Annotated in this window: 21 protein-coding genes, 1 other RNA gene and 1 pseudogene; 5 read left to right on the top strand and 18 right to left on the bottom strand. The window is 69.4% G+C overall.

All coding sequences use genetic code 11. The features are described from left to right. Nucleotides 1-88: 88 nt before the first annotated feature. From recR to ILP92_RS18830, 6 genes and pseudogenes are all read right to left on the bottom strand, one after another. Nucleotides 89-688, bottom strand: coding sequence for a recombination mediator RecR (gene recR, locus ILP92_RS07885; RefSeq protein ID WP_198915836.1), 600 nt, complete (start codon nt 686-688; stop codon nt 89-91). Between the two features lie 4 nt (nt 689-692). Further along, nucleotides 693-1,037: a YbaB/EbfC family nucleoid-associated protein gene (locus ILP92_RS07880; RefSeq protein WP_198915835.1), complete on the bottom strand. Its 345-nt coding sequence runs from the start codon at nt 1,035-1,037 to the stop codon at nt 693-695. A gap of 125 nt (nt 1,038-1,162) precedes the next feature. Further along, nucleotides 1,163-2,896, bottom strand: a complete 1,734-nt coding sequence (locus ILP92_RS07875) for a DNA polymerase III subunit gamma/tau (RefSeq protein ID WP_198915834.1) — start codon at nt 2,894-2,896, stop codon at nt 1,163-1,165. A 45-nt stretch (nt 2,897-2,941) separates the two neighbouring features. Next, nucleotides 2,942-3,325, bottom strand: a complete 384-nt coding sequence (locus tag ILP92_RS07870) for a YidH family protein (protein ID WP_198915833.1) — start codon at nt 3,323-3,325, stop codon at nt 2,942-2,944. 172 nt (nt 3,326-3,497) lie between these two features. Then, nucleotides 3,498-3,594, bottom strand: an RNA gene (gene ffs / locus ILP92_RS07865) — signal recognition particle sRNA small type. A 358-nt stretch (nt 3,595-3,952) separates the two neighbouring features. Then, a pseudogene (locus ILP92_RS18830) lies at nt 3,953-5,587 on the bottom strand (5'-nucleotidase C-terminal domain-containing protein); the annotation flags it as partial. Between the two features lie 123 nt (nt 5,588-5,710). On the opposite strand from ILP92_RS18830, the gene nudC reads away from it, so the two are divergent. Genes nudC through ILP92_RS07840 form a run of 3 tightly spaced genes read left to right on the top strand, consistent with a single transcriptional unit; the run spans nt 5,711 to nt 7,902 of the window. Then, nucleotides 5,711-6,667 carry an NAD(+) diphosphatase gene (gene nudC, locus ILP92_RS07850; RefSeq protein WP_198915832.1) on the top strand — a complete coding sequence of 319 codons (957 nt, stop codon included), beginning with the start codon at nt 5,711-5,713 and terminating at the stop codon, nt 6,665-6,667. 33 nt (nt 6,668-6,700) lie between these two features. After that, nucleotides 6,701-7,171, top strand: a complete 471-nt coding sequence (locus tag ILP92_RS07845) for an SRPBCC family protein (RefSeq protein ID WP_198915831.1) — start codon at nt 6,701-6,703, stop codon at nt 7,169-7,171. 35 nt (nt 7,172-7,206) lie between these two features. Further along, complete coding sequence (locus ILP92_RS07840) at nt 7,207-7,902, top strand: CDP-alcohol phosphatidyltransferase family protein (RefSeq protein WP_198915830.1); 696 nt, start codon at nt 7,207-7,209, stop codon at nt 7,900-7,902. 76 nt (nt 7,903-7,978) lie between these two features. On the opposite strand, the gene ILP92_RS07835 is transcribed toward ILP92_RS07840, so the two are convergent. From ILP92_RS07835 to ILP92_RS07795, 9 genes are all read right to left on the bottom strand, one after another. Beyond that, nucleotides 7,979-8,815, bottom strand: a complete 837-nt coding sequence (locus ILP92_RS07835; protein ID WP_198915829.1) for an EamA family transporter — start codon at nt 8,813-8,815, stop codon at nt 7,979-7,981. After that, nucleotides 8,812-9,045, bottom strand: a complete 234-nt coding sequence (locus ILP92_RS07830) for a DUF3253 domain-containing protein (protein WP_214649984.1) — start codon at nt 9,043-9,045, stop codon at nt 8,812-8,814. The genes ILP92_RS07835 and ILP92_RS07830 overlap by 4 nt, the downstream gene beginning before the upstream one ends. Continuing rightward, nucleotides 9,038-10,588, bottom strand: a complete 1,551-nt coding sequence (locus tag ILP92_RS07825; protein WP_198915828.1) for an AMP-binding protein — start codon at nt 10,586-10,588, stop codon at nt 9,038-9,040. Before ILP92_RS07825 ends, ILP92_RS07830 begins: the two co-directional genes overlap by 8 nt. 95 nt (nt 10,589-10,683) lie before the next feature. Further along, a complete protein-coding gene (locus ILP92_RS07820) occupies nt 10,684-11,136 on the bottom strand; it encodes a hypothetical protein (protein WP_198915827.1) in 453 nt (150 codons plus the stop codon). 91 nt (nt 11,137-11,227) lie between these two features. Beyond that, nucleotides 11,228-14,227, bottom strand: coding sequence for an isoleucine--tRNA ligase (ileS, locus tag ILP92_RS07815; RefSeq protein WP_198915826.1), 3,000 nt, complete (start codon nt 14,225-14,227; stop codon nt 11,228-11,230). Between the two features lie 185 nt (nt 14,228-14,412). Further along, nucleotides 14,413-15,585, bottom strand: coding sequence for an AI-2E family transporter (locus ILP92_RS07810; RefSeq protein WP_198915825.1), 1,173 nt, complete (start codon nt 15,583-15,585; stop codon nt 14,413-14,415). A gap of 59 nt (nt 15,586-15,644) precedes the next feature. Next, the gene (locus ILP92_RS07805) at nt 15,645-17,270 is read right to left on the bottom strand and encodes an FAD-dependent oxidoreductase (protein WP_198915824.1); all 1,626 of its coding nucleotides are present in this window, start codon (nt 17,268-17,270) and stop codon (nt 15,645-15,647) included. After that, nucleotides 17,270-18,280: a YcjF family protein gene (locus ILP92_RS07800; protein ID WP_198915823.1), complete on the bottom strand. Its 1,011-nt coding sequence runs from the start codon at nt 18,278-18,280 to the stop codon at nt 17,270-17,272. The genes ILP92_RS07805 and ILP92_RS07800 overlap by 1 nt, the downstream gene beginning before the upstream one ends. A gap of 156 nt (nt 18,281-18,436) precedes the next feature. Beyond that, complete coding sequence (locus ILP92_RS07795) at nt 18,437-19,846, bottom strand: YcjX family GTP-binding protein (protein ID WP_198915822.1); 1,410 nt, start codon at nt 19,844-19,846, stop codon at nt 18,437-18,439. A 154-nt stretch (nt 19,847-20,000) separates the two neighbouring features. Between ILP92_RS07795 and truA the strand changes: the two genes are divergently transcribed. Further along, nucleotides 20,001-20,777, top strand: a complete 777-nt coding sequence (gene truA, locus ILP92_RS07790; protein ID WP_198915821.1) for a tRNA pseudouridine(38-40) synthase TruA — start codon at nt 20,001-20,003, stop codon at nt 20,775-20,777. On the opposite strand, the gene ILP92_RS07785 is transcribed toward truA, so the two are convergent. The 3 genes from ILP92_RS07785 to ILP92_RS07775 form a co-directional block, all read right to left on the bottom strand. Continuing rightward, a complete protein-coding gene (locus tag ILP92_RS07785) occupies nt 20,726-22,066 on the bottom strand; it encodes an MATE family efflux transporter (RefSeq protein ID WP_368667856.1) in 1,341 nt (446 codons plus the stop codon). The two genes, truA and ILP92_RS07785, sit on opposite strands and share 52 nt — an antisense overlap. Nucleotides 22,067-22,143: 77 nt before the next feature. Beyond that, nucleotides 22,144-23,031, bottom strand: a complete 888-nt coding sequence (locus ILP92_RS07780) for an NAD-dependent epimerase/dehydratase family protein (RefSeq protein ID WP_198915819.1) — start codon at nt 23,029-23,031, stop codon at nt 22,144-22,146. A gap of 317 nt (nt 23,032-23,348) precedes the next feature. Then, a complete protein-coding gene (locus ILP92_RS07775; RefSeq protein WP_198915818.1) occupies nt 23,349-23,513 on the bottom strand; it encodes a hypothetical protein in 165 nt (54 codons plus the stop codon). Nucleotides 23,514-23,642: 129 nt separating this feature from the next. Here ILP92_RS07775 and parE point away from each other — a divergent pair, with 129 nt between their 5' ends. Beyond that, a complete protein-coding gene (gene parE / locus ILP92_RS07770) occupies nt 23,643-25,592 on the top strand; it encodes a DNA topoisomerase IV subunit B (protein ID WP_198915817.1) in 1,950 nt (649 codons plus the stop codon). Nucleotides 25,593-25,688: the final 96 nt, after the last annotated feature.

Raw genomic sequence — 25,688 nt, 5'->3', positions numbered from 1 at the left:
TTTTGCCCGGGGTTGCAGGTTCTTGTGGACAGACAAGCGTCAGCCACAAGATCTAGGTGGATAAACCGGGGACGCCGGTCTTTCGGGCCTAAACCGACTTTCGCGCCTTCAGCGCCGCGCCGATGGTGCCATCGTCCAGGTAGTCGAGCTCGCCGCCAATGGGCACCCCCTGGGCCAGCGACGTGACGGCCACGCCGCGCCCTTCCAGCTGGTCGGCGATGTAATGGGCCGTCGTCTGGCCGTCCACTGTGGTGTTCAGCGCCAGGATGACCTCGGCGATCTCTTCGCGACCGATCCGCTCGAGCAGGTGCGGGATCCGAAGATCGTCGGGTCCGACCGCATCCAGCGCCGACAGCGTGCCGCCCAGCACATGGTAGCGGCCCCGGAAGACCTGCGCGCGCTCCATGGCCCACAGGTCGGCCACGTCTTCGACCACGCAGATCTCGCCGGTGGCGCGCTTTTCGGACTGGCAGATGTCGCAGACTTCACCGGTGCCGATATTGCCGCAATTGACGCAAGGCTTCACCCGGTCGGCCACGTCCGCCAGCGCCTGCGCCAGCGGGCGCATCAGCTGGCCGCGCTTCTTGATCAGGTGCAGCACCGCGCGCCGGGCCGAGCGTGGACCCAAACCCGGCAGCCGCGCCATCAGGTCGATGAGCGCCTGAACATCGTCCTGGCCCTGAGCCACGAATTCAGAACGGCAGCTTCATGCCGGGCGGCAGGCCCAGGCCCTCGGTCAGCTTCTGGATTTCCTGCTGCGACCGCTCGGATGCCTTGATCTGGGCATCCTTGATGGCGGCCAGGATCAGGTCCTCGACGACTTCCTTCTCGTCGGCGTTGAAGATCGACGGGTCGATATCCAGCGCGGTCAGCTCGCCCTTGGCGGTGGCGGTGGCCTTGACCAGCCCCGCGCCGGACTCGCCGGTGACGGTGATGGAGCGCAGCTCGTCCTGAAGCCCTTCCATCTTGCCCTGCATGTCCTTGGCGGCGGCCATCATCTTGGCCATGTCGCCCATTCCGCCCAATCCCTTGAACATCTCGTTCTCTCCTGCCTCGACGCATTGTTCGTCATCAGATACGAAGCGTCGCGCCCCTTCGCAAGCGCGGGGCGGAATTCTCACGAATTCCGTACCGTTTTCCGCGCGGAAAACGTGGCCCGGCGTCAGTCGTCGGCGAAGGGATCCCATTCATCCTCGACTTCCGGCAACGCCTCGGCCGCCGCCGCGGCCGCGATCTGGGCCAGCGACCGGATTTCCAGGATCTTGGCATCCGGGAAGGTGGCGCGCACCGCCTGCATCAGCGGATGGCCTTCGGCCTGGGCTTCGAGCGCGCGCCGCTCGGCGTCGCGCTCGTCGGCGATGGTCGCGGCCCCGCCCTCCGAGACGACCGAGACCGCCCAGCGCACGCCGGTCCAGGTCTGCAACCGGGCCGAGAGCCGGGCCGCCAGGTCGCGCGGCGCCTCGTGCGACGGCTCGAACTCGATCCGGCCCGGGCGGTAGCTGACCAGCTTCACGCCCGTTTCCACGTCGATCAGCAGCTTGGCGTCGCGGTTGAAGCGGATCAGCGCCACCACCTGCTCGAAGGTCGCGAATCGCGCCAGCGCGTCGGGCGCCTCGGCCAGCGCCGTCACCGCCCCGCCGCTCGCGCCGCCGCTGCCGCCCCCCTGCGCGACCGGAGCGTTGCCCGAGGACGCGGGCGACGGCGCGCGCGGGGCGAGCGCGCCGCCCGCGGGCGGGCCGTCGGCCAGCTTGCGCAACAGGTCCTCGGGCGGTGGCAAGTCCGCCACGTGGGTCAGCCGGATCACCGCCATCTCGGCCGCCATCATGGCGTTCGGCGCCGCGGCCACTTCCTCCAGCGCCTTCAGCAGCATCTGCCAGGTCCGCGTCAGCACCCGCATCGACAGCGCCTCGGCCATCCGCCGCCCGCGGTCCCGCTCGTCCGGGCCGATGGTGGGATCGTCGGCGGCATCGGGCGTGATCTTGATGACCGACAGCCAATGCGTGATCTCGGCCAGGTCGCGCAGCACCGCCAGCGGGTCGGCCCCGTCGGCGTATTGCCCCGACAGCTCGGCCAGCGCGCCGCCCGCGTCGCCCTTCATCACCATGTCGAACAGGTCCAGCACCCGGCCCCGGTCCGCCAGCCCCAGCATGGCGCGCACCTGGTCTGCCGTCGTCTCGCCCGCGCCGTGGGAAATCGCCTGGTCCATCAGCGACAGCGCGTCGCGCACCGATCCTTCGGCGGCCCGCACGATCAGCGCCAGCGCGTCTTCGGCGATCTCGGCCCGCTCCTGCCCTGCGATGCCGCGCAGATGCTCCAGCATCACCTCGGGCTCGATCCGGCGCAGGTCGAACCGCTGGCAGCGCGACAGAACCGTGACCGGCACCTTGCGGATCTCGGTGGTGGCGAAGATGAACTTCACGTGGGCAGGCGGCTCTTCCAGAGTCTTCAGTAGCGCGTTGAACGCCGCCGTGGACAGCATGTGCACCTCGTCGATGATGTAGATCTTGTAGCGCGCCGAGGCGGGCGCGTACTGCACCGAGTTCAGGACGTTGTCGCGGATGTCGTTGATGCCGGTCTGCGACGCGCCGTCCATCTCCATCACGTCCACGTGCTGCCCCTTGGCGATGGCGATGCAGGGCGCGCACTGCCCGCAGGGGGTCGTGGTCGGCCCGCCCTGCCCGTCGGGGCCTTCGCAATTCATGCCCTTGGCGATGATCCGCGCGGTGGTCGTCTTGCCGGTGCCGCGGATGCCCGTCATCATGAAGGCCTGCGCGATGCGGTCGGCCTTGAACGCGTTTTCCAGCGTGCGCACCATGGCGTCCTGGCCGATCAGGTCGGCGAAGGTCTGGGGGCGATACTTGCGGGCAAGCACCTGGTAGGCGGGCTGGTCGGACATGGCACCTCGGACGATTCGGACAGCCGTCAGCCTAGCGCCCTTCGATCACAGCAGCCAGAGCACCACGCCGGTGAACACCGTGCCGCAGCACAGGACGACCGTCAGCAGGTGCAGCCGCCACAGCGGCTGGCAGCGGGCGTCCCAGGTGGAAAAATTGCGCCGGTTGATGATGGCCTCGGCCCAACCGGCGACGAAGATGCAGAGTGCCGCGAAGATGAAGATCGTGGCCACCGCCTTGGGCAGCCAGTCGGGCTCGGCGGGGCCGAACACGCCCTGCAAGGCGATGGCCACGACCATGGTGGTCAACCCGGTGCGCACCCAGCCCGCATAGGTCCGCTCGGCCGCCAGGATCGTGCGATCCTCGGCCCAGTCGGTGCGGTCCTCGGCCCATTGGGTGCGGTCCTGCGCCAGCTTGTTCTTGTCGCTCATGGAAACAGATTTAACGCCCCGCGCCGCCAGCGCCAAGCCGCCGTGGCGCGCCACCCCCTGCTTCATCTTTCCATAAATACCTGGAATCCGTCGACCGCCAGCCGGACCGCCGCCCGCAGCGGGGCCCAAACGTGAAACGCCGCCCCCAGGGTCGGGGGCGGCGCTTTCGGAAGGTGAGAGGCTGGACAACGACCCAAGCGAGGCTCGTTACGGCTGCTTCCTTCCGGATCTGACCGGGTTGGCGAGGTGCCTGCCCGCGCCAACCTCTCGAGGGCTCAAATATGCCCCCGCGCTTCCGAATTCAAGGGGCGGCGCATCCCCGGTCAGGCGGCATTCCAGCCAGTCGCTTCCCGCGGGCCAGACCGCTTCGAGCCGCGCGGCGCGCAGGGCCGCGGCATCGCCGATGGCGCCCGGACCGGTGGTGAAAAGCGGCACCGCGCCTTCGGGGACGTGCAGTTTCACGCCCGGCTCGTAAAGCGCGCCGGACATGCAGGCGCCCGCGCTGCGTTCCAGCGCCGCACGCACCGAGATCTCGCTGGTCCACCGCAACCGGTCGGGCGCGCAGCCCGGAAAGGCGCCGCCCCCGCCCGCGCGGTATTCGGTCAGCGCCAGCACGAATCGCCCGTCGAGCGCCACGCGCCGCCCGCGCAGCACCAGGTCGATCACCCGCCCCGGCTGCCCGGGCACCGCCGCACCCGCGGGCGTGAACCGCGCGGGCCGGGACAGGTCCAGCGTGATCGACAGATCCGGGCTCAGGTGAAAATCCGACCCCGGCATCGCGGGCTCGACCAGGGGTTGCGGGCCGCCATGGGCCTCGATCCGGCGGAAGCCCGCGGCCGTGCGCTCGACCCAGTCCCACAGCTCGGCGCCGGTGACCTCGACCGCGCAGATACGGTCGGGGAAGGGGAAGATGTCGTTCAGGTGGCCCAAGCTCAGCGGTCCTTCGGGGATCGCCACGAAATTCTCGGGCCCGCCCAGCCCGCCGCTGCGGAACGGCGCGGCCAGGCCGATGACCGGCGCCGAGGCGTGGCCGGGCATCCGCTCGGCCACGGTCCGGGCCATGACCCGCGCCACCAGCATGGTCAGCGGGCAGCGCCCCAGCCGCGCCAGATAGGTGGACGCGCATTGCGGCAGGTTGGCGATGGGGCGGGCGGCGATGGCGCAGGCGCGCGCATGGGCGGTGGCCGTCAGGTCCTGCAGGACCCTGCCGCGGGCCGGGGGATGGGGTCGGCCGCCCAGGCCCGCGGTGCTCAGCGTGGCCACGTGGCGGGACACGACCCGCCAGCTTCCGGCGGCATCGCGCGCGATCTCCAGGTCGATCCGGCCCACGTGCTGGCCCTGGCTGCCCGGCATGACCGCGGGCACGCCCGCCAGAAGGCCCGCATCGGCATCCACGCCCGCCACCGGGCTTTCGCACGGCCTGCGCGCCTGGGGGCGCGGGAAGACGCCATGCTCGTGGCCCATCACGATGGCATCGACCCCGCCGTGCCGGGCCAGCCAAAGCGGCCCGCCCGCCTCCGACGCGGTCCTGTCGCGCAGACCGTCGTGGCACAGCGCCACCACCAGGTCGGCGCCCCGCGCCCGCAACCGCGCCACCCGCAGGGCCGCCACCTGCGCCACCTCGCACAGGGCCAGGTCGGCCACGTCGGGGTATCGCTGCGCGGTCTGGGACAGCAGCGCGCGGGGCAGGAAGGCCAGTACGCCGATCCGCACCACGTGGCTGGCGCCGGCCCGGTCCGTCAGCTTGCGGGTCAGCAGCGCCGCCTGCTGCGACAGCGTGGCGCCCGATGCCGGATCGCGCATGGTATAGAGGTTCGAGGCCAGCACCGGGAACCGCGCCGCGCGCAGCGCCGCCCTCAGCGGGGCCGTGCCGAAATCGAAATCGTGATTGCCCAGCGCGACCGCGTCGAAATCGAGCGCGTTCATCGCGGCGACCATCGGATGCGGCTGGACCTGCGCCGCGGGCGCGTCCGCATCGGGCCCACCCACCGGATCCGTCAACTCCGAGCCGAACAGGAAATCGCCCGCATCGAAGAGCAGGCTGTTGGCGGCCTCGCGCCTGAGTTGTGCGACAAGCTCGGCGGCGGCCTCCAGCCCCCGGCCCGGCTTCGGGCGGCCCGCGGCGTAGTCGAAGGCGCGCACGTGGCCATGCAGATCGCTGGTGGCCAGCAACCGCAAAGACACAATGCTCCCGTCTTTTTCGGACGACGCGGACGCACCATCAGGTGCGACCACGGCCGCCCCCGCGTCCCGCGTATCCATTCCCGTCAATCCCTATGGCGGATGTTTCAGCACTCCACCTTGGGTTGAGCGTAGTCAGAAAACGTCTCGCGTTGCAAATCTTATCGTCATGCCGCAAGGATCCGGCCAAAAGCCGGGGACGACATGAGACACGCGGAAGAGGTGACATTCGGCGGATCGGGACTGGATCGCGCCGCCCACGAGCGTGCGGGGGCCGATCGGCTCTGGTCCGCGCCCGGGGCCCGCGTGCTGCCGCTCTGGCGGGGCAAGCCGCTGGTCCGCCAGCAGGGCGATGGCTGCGCGCTCTGCCTTTTGCCGAGCGACGAGGCGGTGCTGGCGGCGCGCGGGCTGGTGGTGTTTTTGGGCCGCGACGCCCACGGTCCCGTCTTTGCCGCCGATCTGAGCGGGTGGCAGCCCGACACCCTGCCCGACACGCTGGATGCGTTTCGCGACCCGTCCGTCCAGCACCACCCCGCCCTGCCCGACACCGATGGCTTTCACGAACTGCGCGCGGTGATGACCCGGCTCGACGCGCGCGCCTGCGAGCTGGCGGCGACGGCGCGCGCGCTTCTGGAATGGCACCGGATCCACCGCTTCTGCGCCCGCTGCGGCGTCGCGTCCGAACCCGCCCAGGCCGGCTGGCAACGCAGCTGTCCGGAGTGCGGCGCGCATCACTTCCCCCGCACCGACCCGGTGGCGATCATGCTGATCACCCATGGCAACGACCTGCTGCTGGGCCGCTCGCCCGGCTGGCCCGAGCGGATGTATTCGCTGCTGGCGGGCTTCGTCGAGCCGGGCGAGACGCTGGAAGCCGCCGTGCGCCGCGAAACCTTCGAAGAGGCGGGCGTGCGGGTCGGCCGGGTCCGCTATCTCGCCAGCCAGCCCTGGCCCTTCCCCGCGTCGCTGATGCTGGGCTGCCACGGCGACGCGACCAGCCGCGACATCACCATCGACCCCGCCGAAATCGAACACGCGATCTGGGTCTCGCGCGAGGAGATGGTGCGCGCTTTCGCGGGCGACCATCCCGACATCTCGCCCGCACGGGAAGGGGCGATCGCGCATTTCCTGATTCGTAACTGGTTGGCCGATACGCTGGATTGACGAATTCGACGGCGGTGAATACGAGCATATCCCATGAAGATTTCCACCCGCCGCGATGTCGATCTGCCCGCCGACCAGGTGTTTGACGCGATCAGCGATTTCGACACGTTCGAAGAGCGGGCGCGGGACAAGGGCGCATCGGTCGCGCGGCTGGACGATGGCCGCGAGGGCAAGGCGCAGGCCCGCTGGCGGATCGGCTTCGAGTTCCGCGGCCGCCGCCGCCTGGCCGAGGCGCGCGTGGTGACCTACGACACCGACAAGCAGCTGGCCATGAAGGGGGAAACCGACGGCGTCGACATGATGTTCAATGTCGAGCTGCTCGAGGTCGCGCCGAACCTGACGCGGCTGTTCGTGTCGATCGACCTGCGGCCCCGCTCGATCACCGGGCGGCTGCTGGTGCAATCGCTGAAACTGGCGAAATCGGCCCTGACCCGGCGGCTGGACAAGCGGCTTGGCAAATTTGCCAAGACGCTCGAGCAAAAACACGGACCCGCGCGTGCCTGATTGCGCCGCTGCGCCGCCTCGGCCATGACCGGGGGATGAACACCTATCTCAAAGCCCTGTCCGTCCACCTGCTGACCGCCACCGGTGCCGTGTTCGCCATGCTGGCCATGCTGGCCGCGGTGGACGAAAAGTGGGACCTGATGTGGCTGTGGCTGGTGGTGGCGTTCTTCGTGGACGGCATCGACGGGCCGCTGGCGCGCAAATACGATGTGCAGAAGAACGCGCCGGAATACGACGGCGTGTTGATGGACCTGATCATCGACTACCTGACATACGTGTTCATCCCGGCCTACGCGCTGTTCCGCTCGGACCTGCTGCCGGGCTGGACCGGCTGGATCGCGATCATCGTGATCACCTATACCTCGGTCGTGTATTTCGCGGACACCCGGATGAAGACGACCGATTACAGCTTCGCGGGATTCCCGGGGTGCTGGAACATGGCGGTGCTGGTGTTCTTCGCGGTCGAGCCCGAGTGGTGGACGATCCTGGTCATCACCGTGCTGCTGGCCGCGGCCATGTTCGTGCCGCTGAAATTCGTCCACCCCATCCGCACCATGCGCTGGCGGGCGGTGACGCTTCCGGCGGCGATGGCGTGGACGGCGCTGGCGGCGCTCGCGGCGTGGCAGAACTTCGCGACGCCCGACCTGCTGGAGGGTGCGCTGATCGTGCTGTCGCTCTACCTGGGCTTCGCGGGCATCGCGCAGCAATTGATCTACGGCGACCCGCTCTGACCGGCGCGCAAATTTTCGACGAAAATTTGCCCACCGCCCGCGGCAACGCCGAATTTTCCTGCGAAAATTCGCGCCCTTAGAGCCGCGTCAGCGCGACGCCGCTGACGATCAGCAGCGCGGCCACCGCCTTGCCGGTGTCCATCCGTTCGCCCATGGCCAGCCAGCCGATCAGCACCGCGAACAGGATCGACGTCTCGCGCAGCGCCGCGACCAGCGCGATGGGGGCGACGGTCATCGCCCAGACCGCGATCGCGTAGGCGGCGTAGGATGCGGTGGCGGCCAGCGCGCCCACGCGCCAGGCCCGGGCGTCGGCGCGCAGGACGTCGCGTCCCCGCAGCGCCAGGCAGACCGGCGTGAAGAGCGCCATGTCGAGGAAGAACAGCCACCCCACATAGGCCACCGCGTCGCCCGACACCCGCGCGCCCAGACCGTCGACGATGGAATAGCCCGCCGTCATCGCCGCCGAGCCCAGCGCCAGCGGCACCAGCGCCACCGCCTCGCCCGCGCCGAAGACGCCCCGTGCCATCCCCAGGATCCCCGCGCCCAGCACGAGAATTCCCACGATGTCCCGGCCGTCCAGCGGATCGGACAGGAAAATCCCGCTGGATCCCAGCACGATCAGCGGCGCGGCGCCCCGCGCGATGGGATAGACCCGGCTCAGATCGCCGTTCTCGTAGGCCAGCGCCAGGAACAGCTTGTAGCCCGCGTGGAACGCCCCGCTCATGGCCAGCCACGGCACCCAGTCGACGGTGGGAAAGGGCCGCGTCAGCAGGATGGCCAGCCCCGCGCAGCCCTGCACGATGGTCAGGATCAGCATGGCCGTCAGCTTGTTCGCGCCCAGCTTGACCAGGCTGTTCCACGCGGCGTGCAGGAACGCCGCGGCCAGCACCGCGAGGAAAACGCCCGTGCTCACGGGGCCAGCGACAGCCGGATCGGGCCCTTGGCGGTTTCGGGATCGACCGGCTCCCCGCCCTGGGTGGCGCTGAGCGGCAGTGTCGCCGCCACGCGCCGCACGTCGTCCATCAGCGGGCGCCAGTCCTGAGCCACCGCGCGCGCCGCCTCGGACGGGCAGAAGGACTTGTCCGGCCCGCGCTCCCGCGCCAGCGTCATCAGCGCGTGGGCGATGGCGGCGTCGTCAGGCAATCTGGTCGCGCAGCACGCGGCGCAGGATCTTGCCCGACGCCGATTTCGGCACCTCGTCCACGAAGCGTACGTCCCGGGGCACCTTGTAGGACGACAGCCGCGCGGCGATGAAGGCCGAGACCGCGTCGGCGTCCAGCGTGCTGCCCGCGGCGCGCACGACGAAGGCCATCGGCACCTCGCCCGCCTCGTCGTCGGGCTTGCCAACCACGGCCACGTCGGTGATCTCGGGATGGGCCAGCAGCTCGGCCTCCAGCTCGGCGGGCGCGACCTGGAAGCCCTTCACCTTGATCAGCTCTTTCACCCGCTCGCGGATGAAGAAGAAGCCGTCCTTGTCGGCGACGGTCAGATCGCCCGTCCTGAGCCAGCCGTCATCCGTGATTGTCGCCCGCGTCGCGGCGTCGTTGTCCAGGTAGCCCAGCATGACCTGCGGGCCCTTCACCCACAGCTCGCCCTCGTCGCCGGGCGCGCAATCGGCCCCGGTTTCGAAATTCACGATCCGGCAGGCGGTGTTGGGCAGCGGGACCCCCGACGCGCCCGAGCGGGGCGTCTCGATCGGCGTCGCGTGGCTGACGGGCGACAGCTCGGTCATGCCGTAGGCCTGCGTGGTGACCGCACCCAGCCGGGCCGCCGCCGCATCGGCCACATCGCCGCCCAAGGGCGCCGCGCCGCAGATCAGCTGGGCCACCGCCGACATGTCATGGGCGTCCACCATCGGGTGCTTGGCCAGCGCCAGCACCACGGGCGGCACGGTGTAAAGCTTGGGCGTCGCGTGCCGGGCGACCAGCGTCAGGAACATCTCCAGGTCGAAGCGCGGCATGGTGACCAGCGCGCCGCCCCCGGCGAGGAACGCGTTCATCAGCACGTTCATGCCGTAGATGTGAAAGAACGGCAGGAAGGCCACCGTCGCCTCGCCCCGCGCGATGGGCAGCACGGCCAGCGTCTGGTCCACGTTGGCCACCATGTTGCGGTGGCTGAGCATCACGCCCTTGGGCAGGCCCGTCGTGCCCGACGAATAGGGCAGCACCACCACGTCGCGCTCCAGATCGACCGGCACCTGGGCGTCCAGCGGATCGCCCATCAGCGCGTCCAGCCCCATGTCGCCCGCGCCGCCGATCACGGCGATGCGGCCGACCTTTGTGCCCGACGCCGCTTCCTCGGCGGTGTCGACGAAGGCCGGCACCGTGATCAGCATCTTGGCGCCCGACGCCTTCAGCTGCTTTTCGACCTCGTAGGCCGTGTAGGTCGGGTTGATGGTCGTCACGATCCCGCCCGCGAAGGCGACGGCGTGGAACACCACGGCATATTCGGGAATGTTGGGCGCCATCAGCGCGACCACGTCGCCCTTCTGCAGGCCGTGCGCCTTCAGCCCGCCCGCAAGCCTGCGGATCGCCTGTTCCAGCCCGGCCGCGGTCAGGGTCCGTCCCGTCGGCCCGTCGGTCAGAACGACCGCATCGCCCTGCCCGTCCAGCCCCCGGAACAGGCGTTCGGTGATCGAGATCTCGGCGATGTCGATCTCCGGGTACGGGCTTTGGATGATGGTCATGGCGTCCTCCCAAACGTGTCGGGACTCAGCCTAGCGGGCGCCGCGGAAAACACCAGCCGCGGCCCGCGTGACGCGCGCAAAGACGAAGGCGCGGCCTAGCGGATCGGCTGCATCCAGCCGGTGTGACGGTCCACGGCCAGCCGTTCGACCAGCGATCCGTCCTGGGTCACGATCTCGGCGATGATCGTGTCGGCGTCCCGTTCGTCGATCTGTCCGGGCTTGAGGTTGGGATTGTTCATCCAGGCCAGCCGTTGCTCGATCATCCGCAGCACGTCGTCGGTGCCCAGGTCCTGTTGCAGCGGCTGGCCGTATCCGTATCCGGGACCCGCCCCGCCGCGCCAGTCGGGTTGCGGGCCGGAGCCATAGCCCGGACCCATCATCGGACCGGGCCCATGGCCCCGCCCCATCATCTGGCCCATGCCCCAGCCGGGCCCCATCATGTGGTTGCCGCCCCAGCCCTGCTGCCATCCGCCCGCGTCATGCGCCGAGGCCGACGTTGCCAGAAGGCACGCGGCCGCGATCGTCGGAAATGTCCATGTCTGTGCCATCGCTTCGGTCCGCCCTTGTGATCCGCATGGGCGGAACGCTAGCGCGGTGGGGCCGCGGGCACTTGACGCAGATCAAGCCCGCGGTCGGCCCCTAGCCCAGCGCGCTGTCGCAGCGCCCGCAGACGCCGTCGTGGCGATGGGTGCCCACGTCCGGCAGCACCTTCCAGCACCGCGCGCACTTGCCGCCCTGCGCCCGCGCGAACACCACCGCCACGCCCGGCACGTCGTCCAGCGTGAACGCATCGCCCGGCGCGGGATCGGTCGTCAGGGTCACGTGCGACGTGATGCACAGATCCGCGAACAGGTCCGGATCCCGGATCGTATCGGCGAACTTGCCGGAAAGATGCACCACCGGCGCGGCTTCCAGGCTGGATCCGATGGTCTTGTCGCGGCGCGCTTCCTCCAGCGCGCCCAGCACCACGCGGCGGGCCGCGCGCATGGTGTGCGTCCGCTCGGCCAGCGCGGTGTCGGCCCAGTCGGCCGGCGCGTCGGGCAGGTCCTGCAGGTGGACCGAGCTGCCGTCCTCGGGGAACCGCTCCAGCCAGACCTCTTCCATGGTGAAGACCAGGATCGGCGCCAGCCACGTGACCAGCCGCTGGTAGATCTCGCCCAGCACGGCCTCGCAGGCCACGCGGCGCGGGCTGTCCGCGGCGTCGCAGTAGAGCGCGTCCTTGCGCACGTCGAAATAGAAGGCCGACAGGTCCAGCGTGGCGAAGTCGAAGACCGTGCGCCAGACCCGCTGGAAATCGTAGGCCGTGTAGGCCGCGCGCACCTGTCCGTCGATCTCGTGCAGGCGGTGCAAGATCAAGCGTTCCAGCTCGGGCAGCTCGTCCGGCAGCGCGGGCACGTCGTCGGGCAGAGATCCCAGCAGGAAGCGCATGGTGTTGCGGAGCCGCCGGTAGCTGTCGGCCACGCCCTTCAGGATCTCGGGGCCGATCCGCTGGTCGGCGGTATAGTCGGTCTGCGCCACCCATAGCCGCAGGATGTCGGCGCCGTATTGCTTCACGACCTCGTCGGGCACGATGGTGTTGCCCAGCGACTTGGACATCTTGATGCCCTTCTCGTCCAGCGTGAAGCCATGGGTCACGACCGCGCGATAGGGCGCGCGCCCGATGGTCCCGCAGGCCTGCAACAGCGACGAATGGAACCAGCCGCGGTGCTGGTCGGTGCCTTCCATGTAGACGTCGGCGATGCCGTCCTCGGTCCCGTCGGGCCGGTCGCGCAGCACGAAGGCATGGGTCGAGCCTGAATCGAACCACACGTCCAGGATGTCGAACACCTGCTCGTAGTCGTCGGGGTTGGCGGCGTCGCCGATGAAGCGCGCCTTGGCGCCGTCGGCATACCAGGCATCCGCGCCCTCTTGTTCGAAAGCGTCAATGATCCGGGCATTGACGGCCGGATCGCGCAGCAGAAAGTCGGAATCGTCCAGTTTCGCGCCCGCCTTCACGAAGCAGGTCATGGGCACTCCCCAGGCGCGCTGGCGGCTCAGCACCCAGTCGGGGCGCTGTTCGATCATGGCGTGCAGGCGGTTGCGGCCGCGCTTGGGCGTCCATTCCACCAGCTCGTCGATCGAGGTCAGCGCGCGCTGCCGGATCGTCTTGCCGTAGGTGTCCTGCCCGTCGCCCACGGGTTTGTCGATGGCGGCGAACCATTGCGGGCGGTTCAGCCGGATCACCGGCGCCTTCGAGCGCCACGAATGCGCGTCGGAGATGGTGATGCGCGACCGGGCCAGCAGCGCGCCGGTGTCGACCAGCTTGGCGATCACCGCCTTGTTGGCGCCGCCGGGCTTGCCGTTGGGCCTGATGATCTGCTCGCCCGCGAAGAACGGCAGGTCGGCGCGGTAGCTGGAATCGTCCAGCACATTGTAGGTCATCGGCAGGCCATGCGCGCGCCCGATGGCGAAGTCGTCGTCGCCGTGGCTGGGGGCCGTGTGCACGAAGCCGGTGCCCGCGTCGTCGGTGACGTGATCGCCCGGCAGCAGCGGCACGTCGAAATCCCATTCGCCCGCCGCACCCTCGGCCCCGCGCAGCGGATGCGCGCAGGTCACTTCGCGCAGTTCCTCGGGCTGGACGCCGCGCAGGCGGGTGAACATCCCGTCCTCGAGCCGCGCCGCTTCCATCACCTGCCCGGCCAGCGCATCGGCCAGCAGGTAGGTGTCGCCCTTCGCCGCCCAGCACTCGTCGGGCGTGTCCGTGACCTCATAAAGCCCGTATGAAATCTCGGGGCCGAAGCAGATCGCCCGGTTCTGCGGGATCGTCCAGGGGGTCGTGGTCCAGATCACCACCGTGGCCGCGCGCAACTGCGCCTCGCGCCGGGCGTTGGCCGCGTTCGCCGCCTCGCGCTCTTCGACGGTGCCTTCCTCGTGCGCGATGTCGAGCTCGGCGTCATAGGCCGCCGACGTGGCGTTGACGACCGGGAACTTCACCCAGATCGCGTCCACCTGGCGGTCGTGGTATTCCACCTCGGCCTCGGCCAAAGCGGTCTTTTCCACCGGCGACCACATGACCGGCTTCGAGCCTTGATACAGCGTCCCGTTCATCAGGAATTTCTGGAACTCGGCCGCGATCACCGCTTCCGCGTGGTAGTCCATGGTCAGATAGGGATCGGCCCAGTTGCCAGTGATACCCAGCCGCTTGAACTCGTCGCGCTGGATATCCACCCAACCGGCGGCGAACTCGCGACATTCGCGGCGGAATTCAACGACATCCACGGCGTCCTTGTCGCGGCCCTTGGCGCGGTATTTCTCTTCGATCTTCCACTCGATGGGCAGGCCGTGACAGTCCCAGCCGGGGATATAGCGCGCGTCGAACCCCATCATCTGGCGCGAGCGCACGATCATGTCCTTGATCGTCTTGTTGAGGCCATGCCCGATATGCAGGTGCCCGTTGGCGTAGGGCGGTCCATCATGCAGCGTGAAGGGGGTGCGGCCCTCTTTCTCGCGCAGCCGGTCGTAGATGCCGATGGCGTCCCAGCGGGCCAGCCAGTCGGGCTCGCGCTTGGGCAGGCCCGCGCGCATGGGGAAATCGGTCTTGGGCAGGTTCAGCGTGGCTTTGTAGTCGGGCGAAGTGTCGGCGGGCGTATCGGCGCACATGGGGCAAGATCCCTTGCAAATCGGAGGTCTTCGGGGGTGAAGGGGGCGCGAGCGTGGCTCGAAGCGCCGAAATCCCGGCCGTCCGACACGATGTCAGACAACCGGGCGGATAATTCGTCTGGTCAGCGAAAGATGGGCCATGTTGCGCGCCTTATAGGCAGGCGAAGGGCGGGCGGCAAGCGCGCTCAGGCGGGCCTGACCCCCGGCTCGACCGGCTCGTCCACCCGCACCCGCATGTCGGACGCGCCCAGGAAATGGCCCAGCGTGGACAGGCTGTCCAGGTTGTCGCAGATCACCTTGACGATCACCAGGAACGGCACCGCCATCAGCGCGCCCGGAATGCCCCAGAGCCAGCCCCAGAACACCACCGTGACGAAGACCGACACCGTGTTCAGCTCCAGCCTGCGGCCCAGGATGGCGGGGGTCACGAACTGCCCTTCCACGCTGGTCGCCGCCAGGAACAGCAGCGGCGGGATCGTGGCCTGGCCCAGCGTGTCGAAGCTGAGGATCGAGAACATCGCCACCAGGATCACGCCCGCGATGGCGCCCAGGAACGGCAGGAAGTTGAACACGAAGGCCACAAGCCCCCAGACATAGGGTTTGGGCAGCCCCGCCGCCGCCATCAGCGCGAAGACCGCCAGGCCCAGCCCCGCATTGATCAGCGTGATGGTCAGCAGGTAGCGCGAAATCGCGCGCTCGACCCCCGACATGATCTTCAGGGCGCGTTTCTTGTCCGACAGTTTCGGCATCACCTCGACCAGCTTGGCGCGGAACATGTCGCCCGACGCCAGCAGGAACAGCGCGAAGACCAGTGCGACGGCCAGGGTGGTGACCGCGCTGGCCGCGTTGCTGACGGCCGAGTTCAGGATGCCGGGCTGCTGGATGGCCACCTTCTGCACCCGCAGATCGCCCGTCTGGTCGGCGATCTCTTCCACCTCGGCGCTGGCTTCCTTCACCTTTTCGACGGATTCGCTGACGCCGCGCAGCTTGTCGCGCAGCCGGTCGCCCATTTCCGGGGCCTGCTCCATCCAGCCCGCCACCGGGCCGCTGGCCGCGTAGCCCGCCATGACGATGCCGACCCCGAGCCCCAGGACCAGCACCGCCGCGCTCAGAGCCGCCGGGATGCCGACCCGCCCGGCGCTGCGCACGATCGGGCTGAGCGTCAGCGCCAGCATCACCCCCAGGATCAACGGCAGCAGCACGTCCTTGGCGAAAAAGCACGCCAGAGTGGCGGCCAGCAGCGACAGGAACGCCAGCAGGTGACGGATCTTGGTCAACTGTCGCACGGATTCGGCGCGGTAGCTTTCCACGCTCAGCTTGTCTGGGTCGATCTCGTCGATCGGAGGCAAGGGCGACATTTTGGCGCATCCCTAAGTCTAACGCCGCCCAACCCGGATCGGCCGCGATGGTTCCGCCGTCAGCCGTGTTTTATCCCGTCCACATGGGCCCAGACGTCGCTGATCACGACCGAGCCTTCGCCGACGCCCGACGCCACGCGCTTGACCGATCCCGCGCGCACGTCGCCCACCGCGAAGATGCCCGGCGTCGAAGTCTCGAAGGTCGAGCGCCCGCCGGTGGCCTGCCCGGTCACGACGAAGCCCTTGGCGTCCAGCTCGGCCAGCCCGCAGAGCCAGCCCGTATTGGGCGCGGCCCCGACCATGATGAAGACGCCGCCCACGTCCAGCCGCGTGACGGTGCCGTCGGTCCTGTTCCGCACGTCGATGGCCTGCAAGCTGTCGTCGCCGTGCAGGCCCGTCATCTCGCAGCCGAAATGCAGGGTGATGGCGGGATCGGCCTCTAGCCGCGACGACAGGTAATCGGACATGCTGGCGGCCAGGCTGTCGCCCCGGATCAGCACGTGCACGTGGCTGGCCGAGCGCGACAGGAACATCGCCGCCTGCCCCGCCGAATTGCCGCCGCCGATCACCACCGCCGGTTTGTCGCGGCACCAGCGCGCCTCGCTGTCGGTGGCGGCGTAGTAGATGCCCGCGCCCTCGAACGCGTCCAGCCGGTCGATGGGCAGGCGGCGATACTGCACCCCGGTGGCCACCACGACGGCGCGCGCGCAGAGCTCGGTGCCGTCGTCGAGCGTCGCGCAGAACTCGTCCCCGCGCCGCTCGATCCGCTCGACCCGGGCGGGCATGGCGAAGCGGGTGCCGAACTTCATCGCCTGCACCTCGCCCCGCCAGACCAGGTCGCCGCCCGAGATGCCGGTGGGAAAGCCCATGTAATTCTCGATCCGGCTGGACGTGCCCGCCTGCCCGCCGATGGCGGTATCCTCGACCACCACGGCGCTCAGCCCTTCCGCGCCCGCATAGACCGCCGCCGCCACCCCGGCCGGGCCGCCGCCGACGATCAGCACGTCCAGCACCTCGCACTCGGCGATCTGCAACGCCAGCCCCAGCACCTGCGCCAGCTTGCGCGGCGTCGGATCCTCGATCACCCGGTCGCGCCCGAAGATCACGGCGGGCTGGTCGTGGCCCAGCGCGCAGGCCGCGGCCTCGGCAGTGGCCGCGGCGCTGCCCAGCGGCAGTTCGTCATAGGGGATGCGGTTGCGCGCCGCGAAACTGGCGATCTCGCGCACGCGCTTGTCCACGTCGGCGCCGATCAGCTTCAGCGAGCTGTCGCCCTGCTCGATCTGGCGCCGCCGCCGCGCGGCGAAGACGGTGATGACGATGTCGCTCATCTCGGGGATCTTCGACATCAGCTCCATCATCCGGACGCGGGGCACCGCGATGGCACGGCAGGGCGCACAGGCGCGCAAAGACATGGACGCAGCCGCCCCGGTCAGGAACCCGATCTCGCCCACGAACTGCGTGGGGCCCAGCGTGTGCGGCAGATGCCGCGCGCCGGTCCAGGCGTTCACCACCTCGATCTCGCCCTCTTCCAGGTAGACGAAATCGCCCTGAGGCGCGCCCGCCGTGACGACCAGGTCGCCCGGCGCGAACCGCACCACGCGCCCCGCGCGGCGCAGGGCCTCCACGTGGCTGTCGTGCAGGGGAATGCGCTGCATTTCCGCCAGATCGCGCGCCAGGCTTTCCATCACTCGCCCCCCTTGCCGCCCGAAAACAGACCCGACAACGCGCGCCCGATGACCCGGTGCACCTGTGGCTTGGGCTGGGCCGAGAACGGCAGCGGTCGGCACACTTCCATGGCCGCGATGCCCACCCGCGCGGTCAGCGCGCCGTTCACCACGCCTTCGCCGAAGCGCCGGGACACCCGGCTCAGCACCGATCCGCCCGCGACGGACCCGATCATGTCGTCGCCCACCGCCACGGCGCCCGTGGCCACCAGGTGCGTCAGCACCGCGCGCGTCAGCCGCCACGAGCCCAGCGTGCCCGCGCGCCCGCCATAGATCTCGGCGATGCGGCGGATCATCCGCAGGTTGCTGGTCAGCGCGGCCGCCACGTCGGCGAAGGCCAGCGGCACCACGGCCGTGACGGTGGCCACCTGCCGCGCCGCCGCCTCGATCTCGATCCGGGCGGCGGCGTCCAGCGGCGCCAGCAACTCGTCCTCGGCCAGCGCGAACAGGGCGTCGCCGTCGAACACGTCGCCGCGCCGCTCGTCGAAGCGCGCCAGGCCCCACCTGAGTGCCTCGCGCCCCGCGTAAAGCCCCGCGATCCGGTCGGCGACCTTGCGCGCGCGGCTGAGCTCGCCGCTGGCGATCGCCGCCTCGGCCTCGGCATGAAGCCGCCCCATCCGCGCCAGCCGCGCCAATGCCGCCAATTCGCGCAGGCAGATCAGCAGCAAGAGCACGGTGAAGGTGCCCACCAGCACGACCGCGACCCATCCCAGCAGCGGATAGGTCGCCAACAGCGCGTCCAGCGCCTGCCACGCGCTGACCGACAGCACGAAGACGAAGAGCGCCCCGGCGCTGCGCCAGAACCACCGCCCCAGCGCCGAGCCGCGCCGCGCCGCCAGCGCCGCCATGGTGCGCATCGCCTGGCCGTCGGGCCGATCATCCATCGTGTCGGGCACCTGCGGCGCGTCGCCGGGCGACACGCGCGGCCCATCCACGTCCTCGATCAGGACCGGTCCGCGCCGCTCAGCCATGCCGTCCGCTCCCCGACCCCGGGGCCGCGACCCGCGCCGCACTCAGCCACGCGCGGCCTGGACGCCGCCGGCGCGCCACGCCCCTACCTTCACCTTTTTCCAAATATCCCGGCCGACCGCCCGCCACACGCGCCGAGCCCGCGTGATGCCCCCCGCTCACAACCGGTCCCCGATCAGGAACTCGGCGGCGCGGTCCAGCCGGATATGGGGCGGTCCCTCGCCGGGCTTCAGGCTCAGGGGCTGCGGCGCGAAGCGCATGATCTCGTAATCGGCATCCAGCCAGCCCTCGGCCCCGCTGCGCGCGGGAACCAGCAGATGCGATGGATCCTCGGGCAGCGCGCCGGGATAGAACGCCGCCCGCTTGCCGCCCTCCAGCAACACGCCGCGCACCACGTCCAGCGTCTCGCCCGCGTGCTCGACGCGGTCCTCGGTGGTGGCGCGCAGCGCGGCGATGGACATGGCGGCGGTCCGGGCACCCGCGTAATCGGCGCGGGACTTGGCGTCGCCGACCAGCGCCTCCATGATCGCGGTCAGCTTGGCGTGCTGCGCGTGGTGCAGGTGGTCGGCCTTGGTGGCGGCGAACAGGATCCGCTCGACCCGTCGTCCGCGAAAGATCTGGCTCAGGAAGCTGTTCCGGCCGGGCTGGAAGGCGGACAGGATGTCGCCCATGGCGCGGCGCATGTCCTCGACCGCGCGGGGCCCCGCGTGGATGGCGCCCAGCGCGTCCACCAGCACCACCTGCCGGTCGATGCGCGCGAAGTGATCGCGGAAGAACGGCTTCACCACCTCGCGCTTGTAGGCATCGTAGCGCCGCGCGAATTCGCGGCCGAGCGACCCGCGACCGCCCCCCGGCGGCAGCGGCGCGAAGGTCAGCACCGGGCTGCCCGCCAGGTCGCCCGGCAACAAAAAGCGGCCCGGTGTGCAATCGCTGAACCCGTCCTCGCGGGCCTGGCGCAGGTAGCCGGTGAAGGCGGCGGCCAGCGCCTGGGCCTGCGGCTCGTCGAGCCTGGCGTCGGGGTCGGTGCCGTCCAGCAGCGCCAGGAAGTCGCGCGCCTGGTCGCGGCCGCGGATCCGCTGCAGCGTCTCGGCGGACCAGTCGGGGAAGGACTTTTCCAGCAGCGACAGATCCAGCAGCCATTCGCCGGGATAGTCCACGATATCCAGGTGCACGTTGCGCGGCCCGCGCATCCCCGCGATCAGGCCGGTGGGCTGGACGCGCAGCGACAGGCGCAGCTCGGAGATCGCACGGGTGCTGTCGGGCCAGTGCGGCGCGGGACCGATCAGCGCGGCCAGGTGCGTCTCGTAGTCGAAGCGCGGCAGCGTGTCGTCGGGCTGGGGCTGCAGATAGGCCGTCCGGATCGTGCCGTCGGCGGCGGCGCGCAGCTGGCCCATGCGGGCGCGGTTCATCAGGTTGGCCAACAGCGACGTGATGAAGACGGTCTTGCCCGCGCGGCTCAGGCCCGTCACGCCCAGCCGGATCACCGGCTCGAAGAACGCGCCCGACACGACCGAGCCCGCGCGCTCGACCTGGCGGCTGACGCCGTCTGCTATATCGCCGATGATCACGTCCCGCGCTCCCTTGCCAGCCCTGAACATAGGCGCACCCCCCGCCCCCTTCCAGAGCGTCCGCCCGCCCCGGGGCCCGGATTTGTCGACAAATCCGTTCCGTTTTCCTGCAGGAAAACGTTCCCCGTCCGACCGCTGCGTGCTACCGGGCGGCATGCCCCGCTTCGCGCTGAAAATCGAATACCACGGCGCGCCCTTCGCGGGGTGGCAGCGGCAGTCCAGCCAGCCGTCGGTCCAAGGCGCGATCGAGGACGCGCTCGCCAAGCTCGAGCCCGGCCCGCACACCATCGCCGCCGCGGGTCGCACCGATGCGGGGGTACACGCGCGCGGCCAGGTCGCCCACTGCGACCTGGGCCGGGACTGGGACCCGTTCCGCCTGTCCGAGGCGCTGAACTACCACCTGAAACCCGCCCCGGTGGCGATCACCGCCTGCGCGCGCGTGTCGGGCGACTGGCACGCGCGCTTCACCGCCACGTCCCGGCGCTATCTTTTCCGCATCATCGCGCGCCGGGCGCCGCTGGTGCTGGATGCGGGGCTGGCGTGGCACGTGAAGCAGCCGCTGGACGCGGCCGCCATGGGCGCCGCCGCGCGGCACCTGCTGGGGCGGCACGATTTCACGACCTTCCGCGCCGCCCTCTGCCAGGCTGCGTCGCCCGTCAAGACGCTGGACCGGCTGGAGGTCGAATCCGTCGACACCGACCACGGCCGCGAGATCCACCTGCACGTCCAGGCGCGCAGCTTCCTGCACCACCAGGTGCGCAGCTTCGCGGGCACGCTCGAACGCGTGGGCAGCGGCGCGTGGGACCCGGACGACGTGAAGGCGGCGCTCGAGGCGCGCGACCGCACCCGCTGCGGGCCGGTGGCGCCGCCCCAGGGGCTTTATCTGATGGCCGTGGAATATCCCGACAATCCGTTCGCGCCCACCGACTGAACCCCGCGCAGCACGAAGCGCGTGCTCATGGTGACGGCGGCCAGCGCCAGCCCGCTGGCCAGCCCCAGCCAGACCCCCAGCCCGCCCCAGTCCAGCCCGAAGCCCAGCCAATAGGCCACCGGCAGGCCGACGATCCAGTAGCTGACCACCGCGTAGATCATCGGCACCCGCGTGTCGTGCAACCCGCGCAGCAGCCCGATCGCCATGACCTGCGCGGCATCGACCAGCTGGAACAGCGCCGCCGCCAGAAGCAGGGTGGACCCCAGGGCCACAACGGCGGCGAAATCCGGATCGCCCGTATCCAGAAACAGCCGCACCAGTGCTTCGGGCGCGGCCCACATCACGGCAATGGTCGCCAGCGCCGTGCACAAGGACAGCCCGCACACCACCGCGGCCCCCCGCACCAACGCCGCGCGATCCCCCGCGCCCATGGCGTTTCCGGCCCGGATCGTGGCCACGTTCGACAGGCCCAGATGCACCATGAAGACCACCGACGCGATGTTCAGCACGATCCCGTGCGCGGCCAGCGGCACCGCGCCCAGCCAGCCCATCATCACCGACGACGCCGAGAACATGCCGATCTCGGCCAGCAGCGTGATGCCGATGGGCCAGCCCAGCCGGAACACCTGCGCCAGGGCCTCGGCATCGGGGCTCCAGAGCTTGGCGAAAAGCGCATGTTCGGCCAGCGCCCGCGCGCAATAGGCCCAGAGCACCGCCGCCGACGCCAGGGTCGACACCAGCGACGCGATCGCCGCCCCGCGGATGCCCAGCTCGGGGAAGCCCCAATGCCCGAAGATCAGCGCGTAGTTGCAAAGCACGTTCATCGCCACAGCCACCAGCGTGGCCCAGAGCACGGCCTGCGTCCGCCCGACGCCCGCCAGCGTGGATTTCAGCACCATCACCCCCAGCGCCGGGAAGATCGACCAGCCCTGGATCACCAGGTAGTCGCGCGCCAGCTCGGACAGGGCGGCCTCTTGCCCCAGCGCCAGCATGATCGGGCGGACCAGCAGCAGCGCGGGCAGGCACAGCACCCCGAACCCGGTGGTCAGCCAAATCGCCATGCGCGTGGCGCGGCGCACCGGGGCGCTGTCGCCGCGCGCCTCGGCCTCGGCCACCAGCGGGGTCACGGCAAAGGCGAAGCCCGACCCGAACAGCAGCAGGATGAAGAACAGCGTGCCGCCCAGGATCTGTCCCGCCAGCACGGTCACGTCGTAGCGGCCCAGCATCACCGTGTCGGTCAGCTGGATCGCGAATTGCGCCACGTGGCTGCCGATCAGCGGCAGGCCCAAGGACAGAACCCGCTGCAAGTGTTCCCGATACCCCATCCCCCTGCGATATGCTCGCCAGGGTTGCAGGGCAAGCCACGTTATTTGACGTAGTTGCGCCAGTCGTGCTGCGGCGCGAAACCCACCATCCGGCGCGCCTTGTCGATGCTGTAGAACGTCTCGTCGGCGCCCATGTCGCGGCGTTTCTCGACGCCCTGGTAGAAGCGCGCGATCACCTCGTCGGTGGTTATATCCACGGACATATTCGGGTTGGCGACGTTGAACACCTCGTAGCCCAGCCCGTCGGTCTTCAGGCAGCAATCGACCATGTGGCCCAGGTCCCGCGCGTCGATGTAGGCGAAGATGTTGCGCCGCCGTAGCGCCGGATCGGCCACGAAATCGGGAAACATGTCCGCGTATTCATGGGGCTCGATCACGTTGTTGATCCTCAACCCGTAGATGTCGGCGCCCGAGCGGTGCTGGAAGCAGCGCGCGGTATCCTCGTTGCAGACCTTCGACATGGCGTAGCTGTCGCCGGGCAGCGTGGGGTGATCCTCGTCCACGGGGATGTAGTCGGGCTTGCGCTCACCATCGGCGAAACAGATGCCGTAGGTCGTCTCGGATGACGCGAAGATCACCTTGCGGATGCCCAGCCCCAGCGCCGCCTCGATCACGTTGTAGGTCCCCATGGTGTTGGTGCGGAACGTCTCGTTGTCGGTGGTGATCATGATCCGCGGGACGGCCGCGAAATGCACCACGGCGTCGTAGGCGGGAAAGCCGCGCGGGGCTTCCAGGTCGTCCCAGCTGGACGGCTGGGTGAGCGCGCCCCAGACTTGGCCGGGATCGGTCAAGTCGGCCTGCAGGTTGTGCACGCCTTCGGCCTCCAGCGGCTCAAGGTCCAGGTTGGTGACGTAATGGCCCCGTTCGATCAGGTACGGCACCACGTGCCGCCCCGCCTTGCCGCTGCCGCCGGTGAAAAGAATGCGCATGGTCTGCCTTTCGCGTTTGCCCTGCCTCACAAGGCTAGAGCGGCGCGCGGCCGAGGCCAGTCACGCCGCCGCGTCCATCGCGGGGCCGTCCGGCGGCAGCGCATCGGCAAGCCCCCGTGACCCGAGCGATGGCGTGGGACACCCAGGGGTTGCCGCAGCCACGCGAGCAACCGGCCAGTGGCGACGGCGTCCAGCGTGCCGTCCGCATCCACGGGCGGGAGGGGAAGGGCCGACGGGCCCCGGAACGGTGACAGGGGGAAGGCTCCTTCGGGGCGGATTCGCCCGAAGCGATCGGCCGGTCGGGCCTATGGCGCGCCCTAGCCTTCGCGCGGCCCGCGCGCCATCAGGCGCTCCACCACCTCCCGCGTGACGGGCGGAACGGGCCCGGCACCGGGCGGCGGCGCGTAGAAGCCTTCGGGGCAACCGGTGTCGCGCAGCGCGGACACCCGGCCCCGGCGGGCGCGGTCGAGCAGGTGAGTCATGTGATCGTCCTGGTCCATGAGGGCAGTATGACACACAATCACGACAATAGCGTGAACGTCCTGTGGCATTGCCCCGGCCCGCTATTCTTGCGACATTCGCGGCCAACCAATGAAAAAGCGAGCAGCACCATGGCCGACGATCTTCTGAAGGGCAGCGCCGCCCCCGCCTATGACGCGTCCAGCATCGAGGTGCTGGAAGGGTTGGAGCCCGTGCGCAAGCGCCCCGGCATGTATATCGGCGGCACCGACGAGCGCGCGCTGCATCACCTGGTGGCCGAGGTGCTGGACAATTCCATGGACGAGGCCGTGGCGGGCCACGCCACCCGGATCGAGGTCGAGCTGCACGCCGACTACAGCGTCACCGTGCGCGACAACGGCCGCGGCATCCCCACCGATCCGCACCCCAAGTTCCCCGACAAGTCCGCGCTGGAAGTGATCCTGTGTACCCTGCACGCGGGCGGCAAGTTCTCAGGGAAAGCCTACCAGACCTCGGGCGGCCTGCACGGCGTGGGCATCTCGGTGGTCAACGCGCTTTCCGACCACGTCCGGGTCGAGGTCGCCCGCGACCGCAAGCTGGTGGCGCAGGAGTTTTCGCGCGGCATCCCCCAAGGCGGCGTCGTCGATGCGGGCGCGGCCCCCAACCGCAAGGGCACGTCCGTCACGTTCCACCCCGACGCGCAGATCTTCGGGCCACTGAAGTTCAAGCCCGCGCGGCTGATGAAGATGGTCCGTTCCAAGGCGTACCTGTTCTCGGGCGTCGAGATCCGCTGGAAATCCGCGATCGAAGACGGCGACACCCCGACCGAGGCCACGTTCCACTTCCCCGGCGGTCTGGCCGATTACCTGAAGGAATCCCTGGGCGGGGCGGCCACCTATGCCGACAGCCCCTTCGCGGGCACCGTCGATTTCCGCGACGCGCCGGGCAAGGTGGAATGGGCGATCAACTGGACCCCCGCGCGCGACGGCTTCGTGCAATCCTACTGCAACACGGTCCCCACACCTGAGGGCGGCACGCACGAGGCCGGGTTCTGGGCCGCGATCCTGAAGGGCATCAAGGCCCACGGCGAACGCTCGGGGATGAAGAAGGCCAAAGACATCACGCGCGAGGATATGCTGGCGGGCGGCTGCGCGCTGGTGTCGTGCTTCATCGCCGAGCCGGAATTCGTGGGCCAGACCAAGGACCGGCTGGCGACCTCGGCCGCGCAGGGGCTGGTGGAAAAGGCCGTGCGCGACCATTTCGACAACTGGCTTGCGTCTGACACCAAGGCGGCGGGCGCGATCCTGGACTACCTGATCCTGCGGGCCGAGGAACGCCTGCGCCGCCGCCAGGAAAAGGAAACCCAGCGCAAGACCGCCACCAAGAAGCTGCGCCTGCCGGGCAAGCTGGTGGATTGCTCGACCGCCACCCGCGACGGCACCGAGCTGTTCATCGTCGAAGGCGATTCAGCGGGCGGGTCGGCTAAGATGGCGCGCGAGCGCAAGACGCAGGCCCTGCTGCCGCTCCGGGGCAAGATCCTGAACGTGCTGGGTGCGGCGTCGTCGAAACTGACCACCAATGCCGAGATTTCCGATCTGTGCCAGGCGCTTGGCGTCGGCATGGGCACCAAGTTCAACCTGGACGACCTGCGCTATGACAAGGTCATCATCATGACCGACGCCGACGTGGACGGCGCCCATATCGCGTCGCTGCTGATGACGTTCTTCTACACCCAGATGCGGCCCATGATCGACGCGGGCCACCTGTACCTGGCCTGCCCGCCGCTGTTTCGCCTGACGCAAGGGGCCAAGCGGGTCTATTGCCTGGACGAGGCCGAGAAGGACGCCTGGATGGCCAAGGGCATCGGCGGCAAGGGCAAGATCGACGTGAGCCGCTTCAAGGGCCTGGGCGAGATGGACGCGAAGGACCTGAAGGACACGACGATGAACCCCGACTCGCGCAAGCTGATCCGCGTGCGTATCGAGGACGAAATGCCCGGAGAGACCGGCGACTTGGTGGAGCGGCTGATGGGGAAAAAGCCAGAATTAAGGTTCGAATACATCCAACAGAACGCGCAGTTTGTGGAGGAGTTGGATGTTTGAAGGGGAATTCTAAACCTCTAATATTCAACTTATTGATATCCTAAAAACTTCTGGGCCCTCAAGCGCTGAGATTTCCATAGGGTTGACTTGACAAAA

Source organism: Palleronia pontilimi (assembly GCF_016412875.1).
GTDB lineage: Bacteria > Pseudomonadota > Alphaproteobacteria > Rhodobacterales > Rhodobacteraceae > Palleronia > Palleronia pontilimi.
Note: the sequence above shows the minus strand (reverse complement) of the source record. Positions and strands in the feature narration are given on the sequence as shown.

Bases quoted from the DNA above. Each gene is read 5' to 3' on its own strand.
- ILP92_RS07880 (WP_198915835.1), bottom strand. From the start codon at position 1,037: ATGTTCAAGGGATTGGGCGGAATGGGCGACATGGCCAAGATGATGGCC.
- ILP92_RS07875 (WP_198915834.1), bottom strand. From the start codon at position 2,896: ATGTCCGACCAGCCCGCCTACCAGGTGCTTGCCCGCAAGTATCGCCCC.
- ILP92_RS07870 (WP_198915833.1), bottom strand. From the start codon at position 3,325: ATGAGCGACAAGAACAAGCTGGCGCAGGACCGCACCCAATGGGCCGAG.
- nudC (WP_198915832.1), top strand. From the start codon at position 5,711: ATGAGACACGCGGAAGAGGTGACATTCGGCGGATCGGGACTGGATCGC.
- ILP92_RS07845 (WP_198915831.1), top strand. From the start codon at position 6,701: ATGAAGATTTCCACCCGCCGCGATGTCGATCTGCCCGCCGACCAGGTG.
- ILP92_RS07840 (WP_198915830.1), top strand. From the start codon at position 7,207: ATGAACACCTATCTCAAAGCCCTGTCCGTCCACCTGCTGACCGCCACC.
- ILP92_RS07825 (WP_198915828.1), bottom strand. From the start codon at position 10,588: ATGACCATCATCCAAAGCCCGTACCCGGAGATCGACATCGCCGAGATC.
- ILP92_RS07820 (WP_198915827.1), bottom strand. From the start codon at position 11,136: ATGGCACAGACATGGACATTTCCGACGATCGCGGCCGCGTGCCTTCTG.
- ileS (WP_198915826.1), bottom strand. From the start codon at position 14,227: ATGTGCGCCGATACGCCCGCCGACACTTCGCCCGACTACAAAGCCACG.
- ILP92_RS07810 (WP_198915825.1), bottom strand. From the start codon at position 15,585: ATGTCGCCCTTGCCTCCGATCGACGAGATCGACCCAGACAAGCTGAGC.
- ILP92_RS07805 (WP_198915824.1), bottom strand. From the start codon at position 17,270: ATGGAAAGCCTGGCGCGCGATCTGGCGGAAATGCAGCGCATTCCCCTG.
- ILP92_RS07800 (WP_198915823.1), bottom strand. From the start codon at position 18,280: ATGGCTGAGCGGCGCGGACCGGTCCTGATCGAGGACGTGGATGGGCCG.
- truA (WP_198915821.1), top strand. From the start codon at position 20,001: ATGCCCCGCTTCGCGCTGAAAATCGAATACCACGGCGCGCCCTTCGCG.
- ILP92_RS07780 (WP_198915819.1), bottom strand. From the start codon at position 23,031: ATGCGCATTCTTTTCACCGGCGGCAGCGGCAAGGCGGGGCGGCACGTG.
- ILP92_RS07775 (WP_198915818.1), bottom strand. From the start codon at position 23,513: ATGACTCACCTGCTCGACCGCGCCCGCCGGGGCCGGGTGTCCGCGCTG.
- parE (WP_198915817.1), top strand. From the start codon at position 23,643: ATGGCCGACGATCTTCTGAAGGGCAGCGCCGCCCCCGCCTATGACGCG.